Annotated in this window: 14 protein-coding genes; 10 read left to right on the top strand and 4 right to left on the bottom strand. The window is 58.1% G+C overall.

Annotation, left to right across the window (positions count from 1 at the left end):
- Positions 1 to 120 precede the first annotated feature (120 nt).
- Positions 121 to 1,500 carry a DUF2868 domain-containing protein gene (locus ACWKWM_RS14835; protein WP_483846855.1) on the top strand — a complete coding sequence of 460 codons (1,380 nt, stop codon included), beginning with the start codon at positions 121 to 123 and terminating at the stop codon, positions 1,498 to 1,500.
- Positions 1,493 to 2,890, top strand: coding sequence for a GTPase/DUF3482 domain-containing protein (locus ACWKWM_RS14840; RefSeq protein ID WP_483846856.1), 1,398 nt, complete (start codon positions 1,493 to 1,495; stop codon positions 2,888 to 2,890). The genes ACWKWM_RS14835 and ACWKWM_RS14840 overlap by 8 nt, the downstream gene beginning before the upstream one ends.
- Positions 2,891 to 2,986: 96 nt before the next feature.
- Here the strand turns inward: ACWKWM_RS14840 and ACWKWM_RS14845 are convergent, their stop codons facing one another.
- Positions 2,987 to 3,550 (bottom strand): phosphonate degradation HD-domain oxygenase, encoded by a 564-nt coding sequence (locus ACWKWM_RS14845; protein ID WP_483846857.1) that lies wholly within the window; start codon positions 3,548 to 3,550, stop codon positions 2,987 to 2,989.
- Between the two features lie 169 nt (positions 3,551 to 3,719).
- Here ACWKWM_RS14845 and ACWKWM_RS14850 point away from each other — a divergent pair, with 169 nt between their 5' ends.
- A complete protein-coding gene (locus ACWKWM_RS14850; protein WP_483846858.1) occupies positions 3,720 to 4,175 on the top strand; it encodes a YkgJ family cysteine cluster protein in 456 nt (151 codons plus the stop codon).
- A 173-nt stretch (positions 4,176 to 4,348) separates the two neighbouring features.
- Here ACWKWM_RS14850 and typA read toward each other — a convergent pair whose 3' ends face one another.
- Positions 4,349 to 6,169: a translational GTPase TypA gene (gene typA, locus ACWKWM_RS14855; RefSeq protein WP_483846859.1), complete on the bottom strand. Its 1,821-nt coding sequence runs from the start codon at positions 6,167 to 6,169 to the stop codon at positions 4,349 to 4,351.
- Between the two features lie 140 nt (positions 6,170 to 6,309).
- The gene (thiI, locus tag ACWKWM_RS14860) at positions 6,310 to 7,764 is read right to left on the bottom strand and encodes a tRNA uracil 4-sulfurtransferase ThiI (protein ID WP_483846860.1); all 1,455 of its coding nucleotides are present in this window, start codon (positions 7,762 to 7,764) and stop codon (positions 6,310 to 6,312) included.
- 331 nt (positions 7,765 to 8,095) lie between these two features.
- Between thiI and glnA the strand changes: the two genes are divergently transcribed.
- The 7 genes from glnA to ntrC all read left to right on the top strand — a co-directional run bounded on the left by glnA (position 8,096) and on the right by ntrC (position 14,811).
- A complete protein-coding gene (gene glnA, locus ACWKWM_RS14865; RefSeq protein ID WP_483837250.1) occupies positions 8,096 to 9,502 on the top strand; it encodes a glutamate--ammonia ligase in 1,407 nt (468 codons plus the stop codon).
- Positions 9,503 to 9,783: 281 nt separating this feature from the next.
- Complete coding sequence (locus tag ACWKWM_RS14870) at positions 9,784 to 10,365, top strand: chorismate mutase (protein WP_483846861.1); 582 nt, start codon at positions 9,784 to 9,786, stop codon at positions 10,363 to 10,365.
- 11 nt (positions 10,366 to 10,376) lie between these two features.
- Positions 10,377 to 10,772: a cupin domain-containing protein gene (locus ACWKWM_RS14875; protein WP_483846934.1), complete on the top strand. Its 396-nt coding sequence runs from the start codon at positions 10,377 to 10,379 to the stop codon at positions 10,770 to 10,772.
- A gap of 47 nt (positions 10,773 to 10,819) precedes the next feature.
- On the top strand, positions 10,820 to 11,344 hold the full coding sequence (locus ACWKWM_RS14880) for a DUF4124 domain-containing protein (RefSeq protein ID WP_483846862.1): 525 nt from the start codon (positions 10,820 to 10,822) through the stop codon (positions 11,342 to 11,344).
- Between the two features lie 28 nt (positions 11,345 to 11,372).
- Positions 11,373 to 11,984 (top strand): DUF4124 domain-containing protein, encoded by a 612-nt coding sequence (locus tag ACWKWM_RS14885; protein WP_483846935.1) that lies wholly within the window; start codon positions 11,373 to 11,375, stop codon positions 11,982 to 11,984.
- 308 nt (positions 11,985 to 12,292) lie between these two features.
- On the top strand, positions 12,293 to 13,378 hold the full coding sequence (gene glnL / locus ACWKWM_RS14890) for a nitrogen regulation protein NR(II) (protein WP_268798505.1): 1,086 nt from the start codon (positions 12,293 to 12,295) through the stop codon (positions 13,376 to 13,378).
- Positions 13,375 to 14,811 carry a nitrogen regulation protein NR(I) gene (ntrC, locus tag ACWKWM_RS14895; RefSeq protein WP_483846863.1) on the top strand — a complete coding sequence of 479 codons (1,437 nt, stop codon included), beginning with the start codon at positions 13,375 to 13,377 and terminating at the stop codon, positions 14,809 to 14,811. The genes glnL and ntrC overlap by 4 nt, the downstream gene beginning before the upstream one ends.
- Before the next feature lie 101 nt (positions 14,812 to 14,912).
- Here the strand turns inward: ntrC and mgrA are convergent, their stop codons facing one another.
- Positions 14,913 to 15,950 carry an L-glyceraldehyde 3-phosphate reductase gene (gene mgrA, locus ACWKWM_RS14900; RefSeq protein WP_483846864.1) on the bottom strand — a complete coding sequence of 346 codons (1,038 nt, stop codon included), beginning with the start codon at positions 15,948 to 15,950 and terminating at the stop codon, positions 14,913 to 14,915.
- Positions 15,951 to 15,964: the final 14 nt, after the last annotated feature.

The raw sequence follows: 15,964 nt of genomic DNA on the forward strand, positions 1-15,964 counted from the left end.
CAAACCCGTTGGAGGGAGCTTGCTCGCGATTACGATGGTCAAAGCACCACGACGCTGCCGACCTGCGAAATTTTGCTCACAACCGTTATGCTCACCCCCACCCCACCAACGAGACGCCGTGTGACTGCTCTGACCCCCATCGATGATCTGTGGCTGACCGAAGCTGTGCGCCTGCGCGAGGAACAGGCAGGTGCGCTTGAGGACACCGAAGCCAACCGCCGCGCCCGCACCGAGGGCGGCGATCTTGCGACTCGCATCACGCACCGCGCACGCTGGCTGGCCCAGCGCGACGGCATGCTGGCCGCGTTGCGCCACTGGAAACAAGGCGCCCGGCTGTCGCTGATCGTACTCGCCATCTTCGCTGTGATCAGCGGTGCTGGCTTGGCGTTCGCGGCGTTAGGCGATGGGCAAGCGCCGGTGAACGTGTTCTGGGCGCTGGGCAGCCTGCTTGGGCTGAACCTGATTTTGCTGATCAGCTGGGCCTTAGGGCTAGCCTTTGCCGGAGAAAGCACCGCCAGTCTCGGGCGTTTATGGCTATGGCTGAGTGAAAAGCTCGCCCGCGACGCTCAGGCCGTTCAACTGGCGCCTGCGCTGGTGTTGCTGCTGCAACGCAAGCGTCTGAATCGTTGGGTACTCGGCACGCTGGTCCACGGCGTCTGGACGCTAGTATCGGCCAGCGCCCTGGTGATGCTGCTGATGCTCATGGCCACCCGCCGCTACGGATTCGTCTGGGAAACCACCATCTTGGGCAGCGACACCTTCGTCGCCCTGACTCATGCGCTCGGCGCGATCCCTTCACTGCTGGGGTTCAGCGTCCCGACCGACACCATGATCCGCGCCAGCGGCGACAGCGCGTCAATTGTCGAAAATGCCCGTCAGGCCTGGGCGGCATGGCTGGTCGGCGTGTTGTTGGTGTTCGGAATCGCGCCCAGGTTGTTATTGGCCTTGCTGTGCTTCTGGCGTTGGCGACGTGGCCGGGCGGCTCTGACACTTGATCTGAATCTGCCGGGCTACGCCCAACTGCGCGAGCGTCTGATGCCGAGCAGCGAGCGATTGGGCGTGAACGATGCCGCCCCGGACCAGCTTTATGAAGTGCAGCATCACGCCGGATCACTTGAGAGTGAAGGCGCCTTGCTGGTCGCCATCGAACTGGACGATCAACGACCATGGCCGCCCAAACTGCCAAAAAACGTAGCAGATGCCGGGATTCTCGACAGCCGTGAGTCGCGCAACAAATTGCTTGATCAACTGACACGCTTCCCTCCTGCACGTCTGGCTATCGCATGCGACCCGAGGCGCTCGCCTGATCGCGGTAGCCTGTCTTTGATCGCCGAATTGGCGCGGTGCGCAGGCTCGACACGAATCTGGTTACTTCCCGCGCCTATCGGCCAGGCGCTGGACGCCGACAGACTGGGCGATTGGCACACTGCGCTGCAGCAAATGGATGTGAAGTGGGCGGACAGCGCGCCGCTCACATGGCTGGAGTCGGGACATGACTGACAAGAACATCCCTCGCGCCCTGCGTCTTGCGGTCGTCGGTCATACGAATGTCGGCAAGACTTCGCTGCTGCGCACGCTGACCCGGGATGTCGGCTTCGGCGACGTGTCGCACCGGCCCAGCACCACCCGACACGTCGAAGGCGCACGGCTCTCGGTGGACGGCGAAGCACTGCTGGAGCTTTACGACACGCCAGGGCTTGAAGACGCCATCGCACTGCTCGATTACCTGGAACGGCTCGACCGCCCCGGCGAAAGACTTGACGGGCCTGCTCGGTTGTCTCGGTTTCTCGAAGGCAGCGAAGCACGTCAGCGTTTTGAACAGGAGGCCAAAGTGCTGCGCCAACTGCTGGCGTCGGACGCCGGGCTTTACGTGATCGACGCTCGGGAACCCGTTTTGGCGAAATACCGCGACGAGCTGGCGGTGTTGGCCAGCTGCGGAAAGCCGATGCTGCCGGTGCTGAATTTTGTCAGCAGCACCCAGCATCGCGAGCCCGAATGGCGCGAAGCGCTGGCCCGGCTGGGGCTGCATGCGCTGGTGCGTTTCGACAGCGTTGCGCCGCCGGAAGATGGCGAGCGACGGCTATATGAAAGCTTGGCGCTGTTGCTGGAAAATTCTCGCCCTCAGCTTGAGCGGCTGATTGTCGATCAAGACGCTCAGCGTCAGGCACGTCGGCACAGCGCCGCGCGGTTGATCGCCGAATTGCTGCTCGATTGCGCGGCCTGTCGGCGCAGCGTGGAAACCCGATCGGATCAGATACAGACGGCGATCGAAGAGTTGCGACGCTCAGTACGCCAACGCGAGCAACGCTGCGTCGAGTCGCTGCTCAAGCTGTATGCTTTTCGCGCACAGGATGCCGCCGCCAGCGACTTGCCGTTGTTGGACGGACGCTGGGGTGACGATTTGTTCAACCCGGAAACGCTCAAACTACTGGGTGTACGCGTGGGTGGGGGGATTGCGGCAGGGGCCGCGGCCGGTGCCGGTGTGGATTTGCTGGTGGGCGGCATCACCTTGGGCGCTGCGGCGCTGGTGGGCGCTATCGCAGGAGGCGCTTTGCAGACGGCGCGCAGTTACGGCGGGCGCCTGCTCGGCAAGATCAAAGGACAACGTGAACTGACCGTGGACGATGCGGTGTTGCGCTTGCTTGCCCTGCGTCAGCGGCAATTGCTGATTGCACTTGAAGCCCGAGGCCACGCCGCCCTGGACAGCATCAAGCTGACGGCGCCGCAAGATAAAACCTGGCGCGAGGGAAAATTGCCGGATGCCCTGCGCAAAGCACGGGCGCACCCGCAATGGTCGTCGCTCAATCCGCATCCGAAACTCAATCAGGCCGAGCGGCAGGAAGCGATTGAGGGTTTGGCGAGCAGTTTGGGTATGCCTGCGTCTCTGTAGGAGCGAATTTATTCGCGAGGCACCCGTTCCGGCGCGATAAAGATGTGTCGATTGTGTCGCCTTCTCGCGAATAAATTCGCTCCTACAGAATCGCGCTTAGCCTTGCAGCAAATTTGTCGCCTTGCCCTTCAACACCTGCAAATCAATCACCGGCACGTTTACCTCTTTGGCCCGTTCATCCCATAGCCGCATTCGCAGGCTGATCTGGTAAAGCGGGTCCTGTTCGAACGCATCTGCCTCGCCTTCGGTCATTACGCCGCCTTGGTACTCAAGCGTTCGACGGCTGGCTTCGCTCAGTTGTGCGTAGTAGCCGGGCTGGCGCAGCGTCAGGTACCGCTTGGCCTGAACATGACTTTCGACGAGTCTGGCTACCCGTTCGCTAAAGCCGCAAGTGCGCAAATAGTCGGCACCCACACGCTCGTGACTCACAACGCCATAGCCACCCATGCTTGCGGCATCCGCGTCGGGATGGCAGATATGGCCAATGTCGTGGAAAAACGCCGCCAGCACGACTTCGTCGTCGTACCCTTCCACCATCGCCAGTTGCGCGGCCTGCGACATGTGCTCGATCTGGGAAACCGGTTCTCCGATGTAGTCGTCGGTGCCGCGTAGCACGTACCAACTGAACACTTCGTTCACTTTTTGCTCAACCGTGTGCATGGTCAATTCCTGATGATCGTCCGCCCATGAGGGAGACTATCTTGCTCACCACTTACGACGGTTGGATGACGATGGGTGCTGCCGACAGTCGCTTTGATGATTTGGGGATACTGTTAGCGCCCCGGCCCCGGTATCATCGCGCGCCCGATACACCCGGAACCTGAAGCACATGAAACCCACCTTGATCGCCGCCGCAGAAATCGACCGCCTCGATACCTGGGCCAAATACTCCAGCCACATGTGCGGGGGCTGCATTTCCAGCTGCTGCACGCTGCCGGTGGAGACAAAGATCAAGGACCTGATCCGGATTGGCATCGTTGATGAGTTCGAAATGGGCGAAAACCCAAAGAACATTGCCAAACGGTTGCAGAAAGAAGGGATCGTCGAGCGCTTCAACCAGAAGACTGGGATTTTCACCCTGCAGCGCATGAGCAACAACGACTGCCTGTATCTGGATCGCAAAAGCCGCCTGTGCACGATCTACGAAAAGCGTCCCGATACCTGCCGCAATCACCCGAAGATCGGGCCACGCCCAGGCTACTGCGCCTATGTACCCAAGGCTGTGGTACGTGAAGATCGTGGGACGCTGGGCTCAAGCACTGGGCATGCGCCGCTGAAGTTCTGATGCCTTAATCTGTAGGAGACAACTTGTTGGCGAGACAGGTTAGGCGATATGACTGACGAAATGCCTCGCGAACAAGTTCGCTCCTACAGGGATCACATCAACAAATCCCGCACAAACAAAAACGCCCCCGACCTTGCGGTCGGGGGCGTTTTTTTACGGCTGACTAAAAACTATCAGTTGCCGCTTTTCTTGGCAGCGCGGGTACGCTCGCTTTCGCCAAGGATTTTCTTACGCAGGCGGATCGACTTCGGCGTCACTTCGCACAGCTCGTCTTCTTGAACGAACTCGAGTGCTTGTTCCAGCGTGAAGCGGATAGGCGGAACCAGAGCGATGGTTTCGTCTTTACCCGAAGCACGCATGTTGTCGAGCTTCTTGCCTTTGGTTGGGTTGACGCCCAGGTCGTTGTCGCGGCTGTTGATACCGACGATTTGACCTTCGTACACGTCTTCGCCGTGACCCAGGAACAGCTTGCCACGCGCCTGCAGTGTTTCCAGGGAGTAGGTCAGTGCCTTGCCGGTCGCAACCGAAACCAGCACGCCGTTCTGACGGCCGGACATGTCGCCGGACTTCATCACATCGTAACGGTCGAAGATCGAGGTCAGGATGCCTGCACCGGAGGTCAGGGTCAGGAACTCGTTACGGAAGCCGATCAGGCCACGTGCCGGGATGTTGTACTCAAGGCGAACACGGCCCTTGCCATCCGGAACCATGTTGGTCAGATCGCCCTTACGGATACCGATCTGTTCCATGATCGAGCCCTGGGACTCTTCCGGCAGGTCGATGGTGACGTTTTCGTACGGTTCGTGCTTAACGCCATCGACCATACGGATGATCACTTCTGGACGACCAACACCCATTTCGAAGCCTTCGCGACGCATGGTTTCGATCAATACCGAGAGGTGCAGCTCACCACGGCCGGAGACTTTGAACTTGTCGGCGGTGTCGCCTTCTTCAACGCGCAGAGCAACGTTGTACAGCAGCTCTTTGTCCAAACGCTCTTTGATGTTACGGCTGGTGACGAACTTGCCTTCCCGACCGCAGAACGGCGAATCGTTAACCTGGAAGGTCATCGAAACGGTAGGTTCGTCAACGGTCAGCGGCTTCATCGCTTCAACGTTCTGTGGGTCGCACAGGGTGTCGGAGATGAACAGCTCGTCGAAGCCGCTGATGCAGACGATGTCGCCGGCAGCTGCTTCTTCAACGTCTACACGGTGCAGACCGTGGTGACCCATCAGCTTCAGGATACGGCCGTTGCGGCGTTTGCCATCAGCGTCGATCGCTACAACCTGAGTGTTTGGCTTGACCTTGCCGCGAGCGATACGGCCAACGCCGATGATGCCCAGGAAGCTGTTGTAGTCCAGTGCCGAGATTTGCATCTGGAACGGACCTTCACGGTCAACTTTCGGAGCCGGTACGTTGTCGACGATCGACTGGTACAGCGGCGTCATGTCTTCAGCCATGTCGGTGTGTTCCAGACCGGCAATACCGTTCAGCGCAGAGGCGTAAACGACTTTGAAGTCCAGCTGTTCTTCGGTAGCACCGAGGTTGTCGAACAGGTCGAAGATCTGGTCCAGAACCCAATCCGGACGCGCGCCTGGACGGTCAACCTTGTTGATGACCACGATTGGACGCAGGCCGGCTTCGAAAGCCTTCTTGGTCACGAAACGGGTTTGCGGCATCGGGCCGTCTTGAGCGTCGACCAGCAGCAGAACGGAGTCGACCATCGACATCACACGCTCTACTTCACCACCGAAGTCGGCGTGGCCCGGGGTGTCCACGATGTTGATGTGGTAGCCATTCCAGTTGATCGCGGTGTTCTTCGCGAGAATGGTGATACCACGCTCTTTTTCCTGGTCGTTGGAGTCCATCACGCGCTCATCGTTGAGCTCGCCGCGTTCCAGGGTGCCGGATTGACGCAAGAGCTTGTCAACGAGGGTAGTTTTACCGTGGTCAACGTGAGCAATGATGGCGATGTTGCGTAGATTTTCGATCACTTGTGTATCTCGATCAGAGGATTCGGTCAGCTGACTAATTGTAGACAGCTATGAATATAGAGTCGGCTAAAGCCGTTACGGCTTGACGACTGGTGTCGGGGGGCCGGTGACGCAAGCCACAGGCAAACAGCCCCGGGCACTTAGCTCGGTCGATAAACGCGCACATTGGCATGCCCCTCACTGAGCAAATGGTGGGCATGCAGGCGACTCATGACGCCTTTGTCGCAATACAGCAGGTACTGGCGCGTGTAATCCAGTTCCTTGAAACGGCTGTTCAGTGCATAGAACGGCAGCGCTTGTACTTCAATGCCAGGTAGCTCAAGCGGGCGATCGTCCTGTTCATCCGGATGACGGATGTCGATGACGACCTGGCCTGCCAGCGCCTGACTGACTTCTTCGATTTCGACGCCTTGGCCCAATTCATCGATCACACGATCGACCGGGACCATTTTTGCGTTCTCCAGCGCACGCTCGAGAATCGCCATGTCGAACTGTTGTTCTTCGTACTCGACGCGGTTGCGTTTCGCGGCGGTCTTGGGGTTGACCGAGATCACCCCGCAGTATTCAGGCATGTGGCGCGCAAAATTGCCTGTACCGATCTGATCTGCCAGATCGATGATGTCTTGCTTGTGGCTGGCGATGAGCGGGCGCAGTACCAACTTCTCTGTCACCTGGTCGATCACCGACAGATTGGGCAGGGTCTGACTCGAAACCTGGGAGATCGCCTCACCGGTGACCAGCGCATCGATTTCCAGTCGATCAGCGATAGCCGTCGCAGCGCGCAACATCATACGCTTCAATACTACGCCCATATGACTGTTATCGACTTTTCGGAGAATTTCTCCCAGAACTTCCTCGAATGGGACGCTGACAAACAGGACTCGCTGGGAACTGCCGTACTTCTTCCAGATGAAATGCGCGACTTCCATGACGCCCAGTTCATGGGCCCGGCCGCCCAGATTGAAGAAGCAGAAGTGGCTCATCATACCGCGACGCATGATCTGATAGGCGGCCACGGTGGAATCAAACCCGCCGGACATCAATACCAGCGTTTGCTCCAGTGATCCCAGCGGGTACCCGCCCAGGCCTTCGTGCTGGCTGTGGATTACAAACAACCGTTGGTCGCGAATTTCCATTCGCACTTCAATTTCAGGCGCTTTCAGAGAAATACCAGCAGCGCCGCACTCCTGGCGCAGGCGGCTGCCGACGTATTTCTCGACGTCCATGGAGCTGAAATCGTGATGCCCGGCACGCTTGCAGCGCACCGAAAATATTTTGCCAGCGAGGACGTCACCGAAGTGCAGCTTGCACTTCTCATAGATGTCGTCCATATCGCCCAGCGGATACTGATCGACCTGCAGAAAATACGTGATGCCCGGCATGCAGCTCAGGCGCTCCGTCATGTCGTGCAAGGCCTTGGGATCAGTTACCTTGGTTTCGACATCGAGGTTGTCCCACACGCCATCGACCACCAGCGCCGGGTCCAGGTCACGGAGCACGGTGCGGATGTTTTTGGCCAGCTGCTTTATGAAGCGCTTTCGCACCGGCCGGCTTTTGATAGTGATTTCTGGGAAAACTTTAACGATTAGTTTCATGAAAACAGCGCGCAAGGTGCCGGTCGAAAAAGAGGGGGCGGGATTATAGCGGAAATTGCTCAAGGTTTAACCAGTTATCGTGCAGCGAATCATCAGCGCACCAAAACGGCACCACTAGGATTTAAACAGCACCAATAAGGTGCGGCATATTTCATAAATGCGCCGTTTTGTGAGCGCAAAGCCGCTAATAAGACCAGAAAACCCAACACAGGGCACTGGCATGCAAATTGCTCCCTTGTGAGGCAGGTTGCCTTGGCCGACTATCGCGCCCGGCATCACCCAAATTAAAGGGCGTACAACTACCCAGCCCTAATCCACCCCGGAGGACAACATGTCGAAGTCGGTTCAACTCATCAAAGATCATGACGTTAAGTGGATTGATCTGCGCTTCACGGACACCAAAGGCACTCAGCACCACGTGACCATGCCTGCTCGCGATGCGCTGGAAGACGACTTCTTTGAAGTCGGCAAAATGTTCGACGGTTCCTCCATCTCTGGCTGGAAAGGCATCGAAGCCTCCGACATGATCCTGCTGCCGGACGACGAAACTGCCGTTCTGGACCCGTTCACCGAAGAGCCGACTCTGATCCTCGTTTGCGACATCATCGAACCTTCGACCATGCAAGGTTACGATCGCGACCCACGCGCCATCGCTCACCGCGCCGAGGAATACCTGAAGTCCACCGGTATCGGTGACACCGTATTCGCGGGCCCAGAGCCAGAATTCTTCATCTTCGACGAAGTGAAATTCAAATCCGATATCTCCGGCTCCATGTTCAAGATCTACTCTGAACAAGGTTCGTGGATGTCCGACGCCGACATCGAAGGCGGTAACAAGGGCCACCGTCCAGGTATCAAAGGCGGTTACTTCCCGGTTCCACCGTTCGACCACGACCACGAAATCCGCACCGCAATGTGCAACGCCCTGGAAGAAATGGGCCAGGTCGTCGAAGTTCACCACCACGAAGTGGCAACTGCTGGCCAGAACGAAATCGGCGTGAAATTCAATACGCTGGTTAAAAAGGCTGACGAAGTTCAGACCCTCAAGTATGTCGTGCACAACGTTGCCGACGCTTACGGCCGCACCGCTACCTTCATGCCTAAGCCTCTGTACGGCGATAACGGTTCGGGTATGCACGTTCACATGTCCATCTCCAAAGATGGCAAGAACACCTTCGCTGGCGAAGGCTATGCCGGCCTGTCTGACACCGCTCTGTACTTCATCGGTGGCATCATCAAGCACGGCAAGGCGCTGAACGGCTTCACCAACCCGGCGACCAACTCGTACAAGCGTCTGGTCCCAGGCTTCGAAGCACCGGTAATGTTGGCCTACTCGGCTCGCAACCGTTCCGCTTCCATCCGTATTCCTTACGTCAACAGCCCTAAAGGCCGTCGTATCGAAGCACGCTTCCCGGATCCAGCAGCTAACCCGTACCTGGCGTTCGCTGCACTGTTAATGGCTGGCCTGGACGGCATCCAGAACAAGATCCACCCTGGCGACGCAGCTGACAAAAACCTGTATGACCTGCCACCTGAAGAGGCTGCAGAGATCCCACAAGTTTGCGGCAGCCTGAAAGAAGCCCTGGAAGAGCTGGACAAAGGTCGTGCGTTCCTGACCAAAGGCGGCGTTTTCAGCGACGACTTCATCGACGCTTACATCGCCCTGAAAAGCGAAGAAGAAATCAAAGTACGCACCTTCGTACACCCACTGGAATACGAGCTGTACTACAGCTGCTAATCCAGTCACGTCGGCTGTATCGACGTAAAGAGAGGCCTCCTTCGGGAGGCCTTTTTTGTTTCCGGAACAAACGCCTGCCCTTGGGCACGGACATCTGTTCAAATCCAAATCCGAAGGCAGTCGCGAGACGTTGCTTTCCAAGCGGGAGAGTCTGAACTGAAAAAACAACCTGTGTGGTGGTATCCCGTTACCGCACCTGCATCTGCGTGAAGCGTAATACTTGATGCCTCGCCCATGCTGCGAATTGGCCTGGGCATCAACTTATTTCACACGGAACCGCTATGAGAAACCTCTTCGCATATGCCGCATTGGCGCTTGCGCTCCCCTCGTTACCTCTGCAGGCGGCCGATGCTACGCGCACACTTCCCCCTGAAGCATTGACCCCACTGATCATCAAGATCAAACAGCGAATCGACATCGGTGAAGAAGTTGCACTGAGCAAGTGGTACAGCGGCAAACCTGTGCAAGACACTGATCGCGAGAAACAAGTCATCGCGGACGCAACGTCCAAGGCTAGCGAGTTCGGGCTTGGTAAGGATGACGTCCGTCAACTCATGACGGCGCAAATTGAAGCCAACAAATTGGTGCAGTACGCACGCCTGGCGCAATGGCACGCAACGGGTACCGCACCGGAGAAATCAGGGCAAAACCTGGCGAATAACATACGAGCAAGACTGGACAGTTTACAGCCAGAGTTGCTGAGCACGTATGCAGCATTCGTCCCGTATCGCAAAGACGTGGACTGCCCAACGTGGGTAAAAAACGTTACAGAACGGCAGGTGACAGACCCTGTAGTTGCCATCGCTATGCTGCGCGCGGCCGGCGAGCTGTGTACTTCATCCCGGAAAGGAAACCGCTCGTGAACAAATCATGCATGTTGATTGCAGCAACCGTATTTATGCTGGGCGGATGTGCGGCGCAAGCACCTCAGGCGGTTCAGTCTGCCGTGTTGCTGAAAACCACCTCGTCCTGGGACGGCACGCCCTATACCGCATATCCGGCCGGCCAACCCGAACTCACCGTGCTCAACATAAAGATTCCTGCCAATACAGCGCTCAAATGGCATCAACATCCCATGCCCAACGCGGCGTATGTGGTCTCTGGAAACTTAACGGTGCAGGCCAGGGAAAGTGGTCAGTCGATAACGCTCGCGCCGGGTGACGTTCTGCCCGAAATCGTCGATAAAGTGCATCGCGGTGTGACAGGCGATAGCGCTGTGGAGCTGGTTGTGTTCTATGCTGGCACCCCGGAGATGCCACTGTCACAGTAGGCGCCTGGTCACGACTCGTTGACCTGGTCGTTGTCATTGGAGCGTTCATGCGTCAAAGCCTCATCCTCTTGCTGCTGTTGTTTTCGTTGCCCGCAGTTGCGCAGATTTACAAATACACCGACGCCAATGGCAATACGGCCTACAGCAGTCAGCCGCCCAACGGCACCAAGGCTGAAACCGTGAATTTGCCTCCGTTGAAAAGCGTCAACACGGTCGTCCCGGCGGTGCAACCGTCTGCCGGGCGAAACGAGAGCAGCCCGGCACAAAGCAGCGCGGCTTACCAGACGCTGCAACTGACCGATCTGCCTGACGATGAAGCTTTGCGCGCCAACAACGGCACCTTCACCGTCGGCGTAAAAATCGATCCACGCCTGCAGTCAGGGCATCGGCTGCAGTTGCTGCTGGACGGCGCTCCATATGGTCAGCCTACAAACGTCCCGCGCCTTCAGCTCACGGAACTGGACCGAGGGGAACACAGCCTGGCGGTTCAGGTTCTGCAGGATCGGCAACCCATCCAGACCAGTCAAACAGTGACACTTACGGTGCAACGAGTTCATGTCGGCAGGCCTTGACTGCTTGGTTCTCGGCAGCCGCTGGTATGTGCGCTGCGCAGTAATCTGCCTGTTGATGGCTGCGGGGCATTCGGCGCTGGCCGACGTTTACACCTACATCGACGCAGAAGGTAATCGGGTCTACACCGATCAGCCGCACCGCAACGCGAAAAAAGTCGACATCGCCCCAAGCAACAACATGGCCGTGCCGCCTAAAAAACCACCGCCCAAATCCGCCAGTCGAACACCGCCTCCACTGTTCGTCTATCAGCTGCTGCGGATTCTCGCGCCCGAGCCTGATGCGACGATCCGTGACGTGCAGGGCAACCTGATTGTGACCGTCACCAACGATCCAGCCCTGCAACCAGGCCACAGTTACCGCTTGCTGCTCGACGGCGCCCCATACGGCGCAGCAGGACGAAGCCCAGTGTTCTCGCTGAGCAACATCGATCGCGGCACCCATCAGCTTTCGGTTGAAATCGTTGACCAGTACGGCCGGGTGGCAGAGCGCACACCCAACCAGCCGTTTCATATGCTGCGAATTTCTCTGGCCCAGAAGCGCATGACCCAACCGTGTGCCAAGGAAGATTACGGGGTCCGTCCCGAGTGCCCACTCAAAGACAAACCCGAAGAAGAAAGCAGCATCCTCCCGTTTTTCTGACTCCTTGAACCTCACCACTCCTCGCCCCATCATGGTGCGCAAGCTGAACGAATCACGCGCAAGACAGCCCATTTTGGTTCGACAATCATGTGCTTTTGCCGTGTGGTGGCGCACTCTGTCCAAATAAAGTCCGGATCGACTGAAATAACGCTTCTTTTCGGAGCTTTGGTTTGGTTTTTGCATTTTCTTACAGATAAGCAATAAATCCGCACCCTTCAGCGGCTTTACGACGCTGACGAAGACCAACCAGTGCCTGCGATTTCGGGCCCGCCCGATGTGCAATGTGCCAAAAGAGGTCAACGACGTTCATGACTATCAGCGACACGCTGCACCGATTGTTACTCGACAACTTGACCACTGCCACCATTCTGCTCAACTCGGATTTGCGCCTTGAGTACATGAACCCGGCAGCCGAGATGCTGCTGGCGATCAGCGGACAGCGCAGTCACGGGCAATTCATCAGCGAGCTGTTTACCGAATCCGCCGAAGCGCTGAGCTCCCTGCGTCAGGCAGTCGAGCAAGCCCACCCCTTCACCAAGCGTGAAGCCATGCTCACCGCCTTGACCGGTCAGACCTTGACTGTCGACTACGCGGTGACACCGATTCTGTCGCAGGGCGAAACCATGCTCCTGCTGGAGGTTCACCCCCGTGATCGCTTGCTCAGGATCACCAAGGAAGAAGCCCAGCTGTCGAAGCAGGAAACAACCAAAATGCTGGTACGCGGCCTGGCGCATGAAATCAAAAACCCGCTCGGAGGCATTCGTGGCGCCGCGCAACTGCTGGCACGCGAGCTGCCCGAAGAAAGCCTCAAGGACTACACCAACGTCATCATCGAGGAAGCCGACCGCCTGCGGAACCTGGTGGACCGCATGCTCGGCTCCAACAAGCTGCCGTCGCTGGCCATGACCAACGTGCATGAAGTGCTAGAGCGCGTGTGCAGTCTGGTTGAGGCCGAAAGCCAGGGCTGCATCACGTTAGTGCGCGATTACGACCCGAGCATCCCCGACGTACTGATCGATCGCGAGCAGATGATTCAGGCCGTGCTCAATATCGTGCGCAATGCGATGCAAGCCATCAGTGGACAGAACGAACTTCGACTGGGCCGCATTAGCCTGCGAACCCGCGCTATGCGTCAGTTCACCATCGGTCACGTTCGTCACCGGCTGGTGAGCAAGATCGAAATCATCGACAACGGGCCCGGCATTCCTGCCGAGCTACAAGAAACCATTTTTTACCCGATGGTCAGCGGCCGCCCGGATGGTACGGGGCTCGGTCTTGCCATCACCCAGAACATTATCAGTCAGCACCAGGGGCTGATCGAGTGTGAGAGCCATCCTGGCCATACCACGTTCTCGATCTTCTTGCCGCTGGAACAAGGAGCAGCTTCGACATGAGCCGTAGTGAAACTGTCTGGATCGTCGACGACGACCGTTCCATCCGCTGGGTACTGGAAAAAGCCTTGCAACAAGAGGGCATGACCACGCAGAGCTTCGACAGCGCCGATGGCGTGATGAGTCGTCTTGCGCGTCAGCAGCCGGACGTGATCATTTCCGACATCCGCATGCCCGGTGCCAGTGGTCTGGATCTGTTGGCACGGATTCGTGAGTCGCACCCGCGTTTGCCCGTCATCATCATGACCGCCCATTCAGACCTCGACAGCGCAGTGGCCTCGTATCAAGGCGGCGCGTTCGAATACCTGCCCAAGCCGTTCGACGTCGATGAAGCGGTCTCGCTGGTCAAGCGCGCCAATCAGCACGCTCAAGAGCAACAAGGCCTGGAAGTCGCACCCACGCTGACCCGTACCCCGGAAATCATCGGTGAAGCGCCGGCGATGCAGGAAGTGTTTCGCGCCATCGGGCGCTTGAGCCACTCCAACATCACCGTGCTGATCAACGGCGAATCGGGTACCGGTAAAGAACTGGTCGCCCACGCCCTGCATCGCCACAGCCCACGTTCAGCCTCGCCGTTCATTGCGTTGAACATGGCGGCGATCCCGAAAGATTTGATGGAATCCGAGCTGTTCGGCCACGAGAAAGGCGCGTTTACCGGCGCGGCCAACTTGCGCCGCGGTCGTTTCGAGCAAGCTGACGGCGGTACGCTGTTTCTCGACGAGATCGGTGACATGCCAGCTGACACCCAGACGCGCCTGTTGCGTGTATTGGCGGACGGTGAGTTCTATCGTGTTGGCGGTCATACGCCGGTCAAGGTCGATGTACGCATCATCGCCGCGACACACCAGAATCTGGAAACCCTGGTGCAAGCTGGCAAGTTCCGTGAGGACTTGTTCCACCGCCTGAACGTTATCCGCATTCACATCCCGCGCATGTCCGATCGCCGGGAAGACATTCCGACGCTGGCCAGACACTTCCTGGCTCGCGCGGCGCAGGAACTGGCGGTCGAGCCGAAACTGCTGAAGACCGAAACCGAGGAATACCTCAAGCACCTGCCGTGGCCGGGCAACGTTCGTCAGTTGGAGAACACCTGCCGCTGGATCACCGTCATGGCCTCGGGTCGTGAAGTGCACATCAGCGACCTGCCGCCAGAACTGTTGAGCCTGCCTCAGGACTCGGCGCCAGTCACCAACTGGGAACAAGCGCTGCGTCAGTGGGCCGATCAAGCACTAGCTCGCGGCCAGTCCAGTCTGCTCGACAGCGCAGTGCCGACCTTCGAACGCATCATGATCGAAACAGCCCTCAAGCACACCGCCGGCCGCCGTCGCGACGCCGCTGTATTGTTGGGCTGGGGCCGCAACACCTTGACCCGCAAGATCAAGGAGTTAGGCATGAAGATCGATGGTGGGGATGACGATGATGGGGATGAGGCGTAACCGCCCCTGATCTGTAGGAGCCAACTTGTTGGCGAGCCAATCGACGCGGTATGTCAGATACGGCGTCTCGCGAACAAGTTCGCTCCTACAGGGTTATCGCATCACTCCGCCGTTGACGGTTTTTCCCACAGATTGATCCCGCCTTCCACTGCAAACCCATCGATTTCAGCCAGCTCTTCCGGGCTGAATTCGAGGTTTTTCAATGCGCCGACGTTCTCGATGATCTGCTCGGGACGACTCGCGCCGATCAACGAGGTGGTCACCCGTGGATCACGCAGCGTCCAGGCCAGAGCCATTTGCGCCAGGCTTTGACCACGACGCTTGGCGATCTCGTTCAAGGCTCGCACATGGGCAATGTTCTGCTCGGACAGGTGCGAGGCCTGCAACGAACCACCCCCCGGACGATTGACCCGAGCATCTTCTGGAATGCCGTTCAGGTATTTATCCGACAACAACCCCTGAGCCAGCGCGGTAAAAGCAATCACGCCCGCGCCCACCTCTTCTGTGACGTCAAGCAGGTCCTTTTCAATCCAGCGATTGAGCATGTTGTAGGCCGGTTGATGAATCAGCAGCGGGACTTTCCACTCTTTAAGCAGTGCTGCCATCTCACGGGTTTTGGTGCCCGAGTAGGACGAGATACCGATGTACAGCGCTTTGCCCTGCTGCACCGCAGTGGCGAGCGCGCTGGCGGTTTCTTCCAGCGGAGTGTCGGGGTCGAAACGGTGCGAGTAGAAAATATCGACGTAATCCAGCCCCATGCGCTGCAGGCTTTGATCCAGGCTCGCCAGCACATATTTGCGTGAACCGCCGCCCTGACCGTACGGCCCAGGCCACATGTCCCAACCGGCTTTGGTGGAGATGATCAGCTCGTCGCGGTACTGCTGAAAATCCTCCTTGAGCAAACGACCGAAGTTGACCTCGGCACTGCCATACGGCGGGCCATAGTTGTTCGCCAGATCGAAATGATTGATGCCGTGATCGAACGCAGTACGCAACATGGCGCGCTGGGTATCGATTGGCGTGCTGTCGCCGAAGTTATGCCACAGCCCCAGCGACAGTGCTGGCAGCACCAGACCACTGCGCCCGACGCGGCGATAAGGGATGACGTCGTAACGGTTTTCGGCAGCAATATAAGTCATCGAATCCTCTCTTG

The organism is Pseudomonas rosaeacicularis, assembly GCF_057128745.1.

Excerpts from the sequence above, each read along its gene's own strand:
- ACWKWM_RS14840 (WP_483846856.1), top strand. The coding sequence starts at position 1,493 with ATGACTGACAAGAACATCCCTCGCGCCCTGCGTCTTGCGGTCGTCGGT.
- ACWKWM_RS14845 (WP_483846857.1), bottom strand. The coding sequence starts at position 3,550 with ATGCACACGGTTGAGCAAAAAGTGAACGAAGTGTTCAGTTGGTACGTG.
- ACWKWM_RS14850 (WP_483846858.1), top strand. The coding sequence starts at position 3,720 with ATGAAACCCACCTTGATCGCCGCCGCAGAAATCGACCGCCTCGATACC.
- thiI (WP_483846860.1), bottom strand. The coding sequence starts at position 7,764 with ATGAAACTAATCGTTAAAGTTTTCCCAGAAATCACTATCAAAAGCCGG.
- glnA (WP_483837250.1), top strand. The coding sequence starts at position 8,096 with ATGTCGAAGTCGGTTCAACTCATCAAAGATCATGACGTTAAGTGGATT.
- ACWKWM_RS14870 (WP_483846861.1), top strand. The coding sequence starts at position 9,784 with ATGAGAAACCTCTTCGCATATGCCGCATTGGCGCTTGCGCTCCCCTCG.
- ACWKWM_RS14875 (WP_483846934.1), top strand. The coding sequence starts at position 10,377 with ATGTTGATTGCAGCAACCGTATTTATGCTGGGCGGATGTGCGGCGCAA.
- ACWKWM_RS14880 (WP_483846862.1), top strand. The coding sequence starts at position 10,820 with ATGCGTCAAAGCCTCATCCTCTTGCTGCTGTTGTTTTCGTTGCCCGCA.
- glnL (WP_268798505.1), top strand. The coding sequence starts at position 12,293 with ATGACTATCAGCGACACGCTGCACCGATTGTTACTCGACAACTTGACC.
- ntrC (WP_483846863.1), top strand. The coding sequence starts at position 13,375 with ATGAGCCGTAGTGAAACTGTCTGGATCGTCGACGACGACCGTTCCATC.
- mgrA (WP_483846864.1), bottom strand. The coding sequence starts at position 15,950 with ATGACTTATATTGCTGCCGAAAACCGTTACGACGTCATCCCTTATCGC.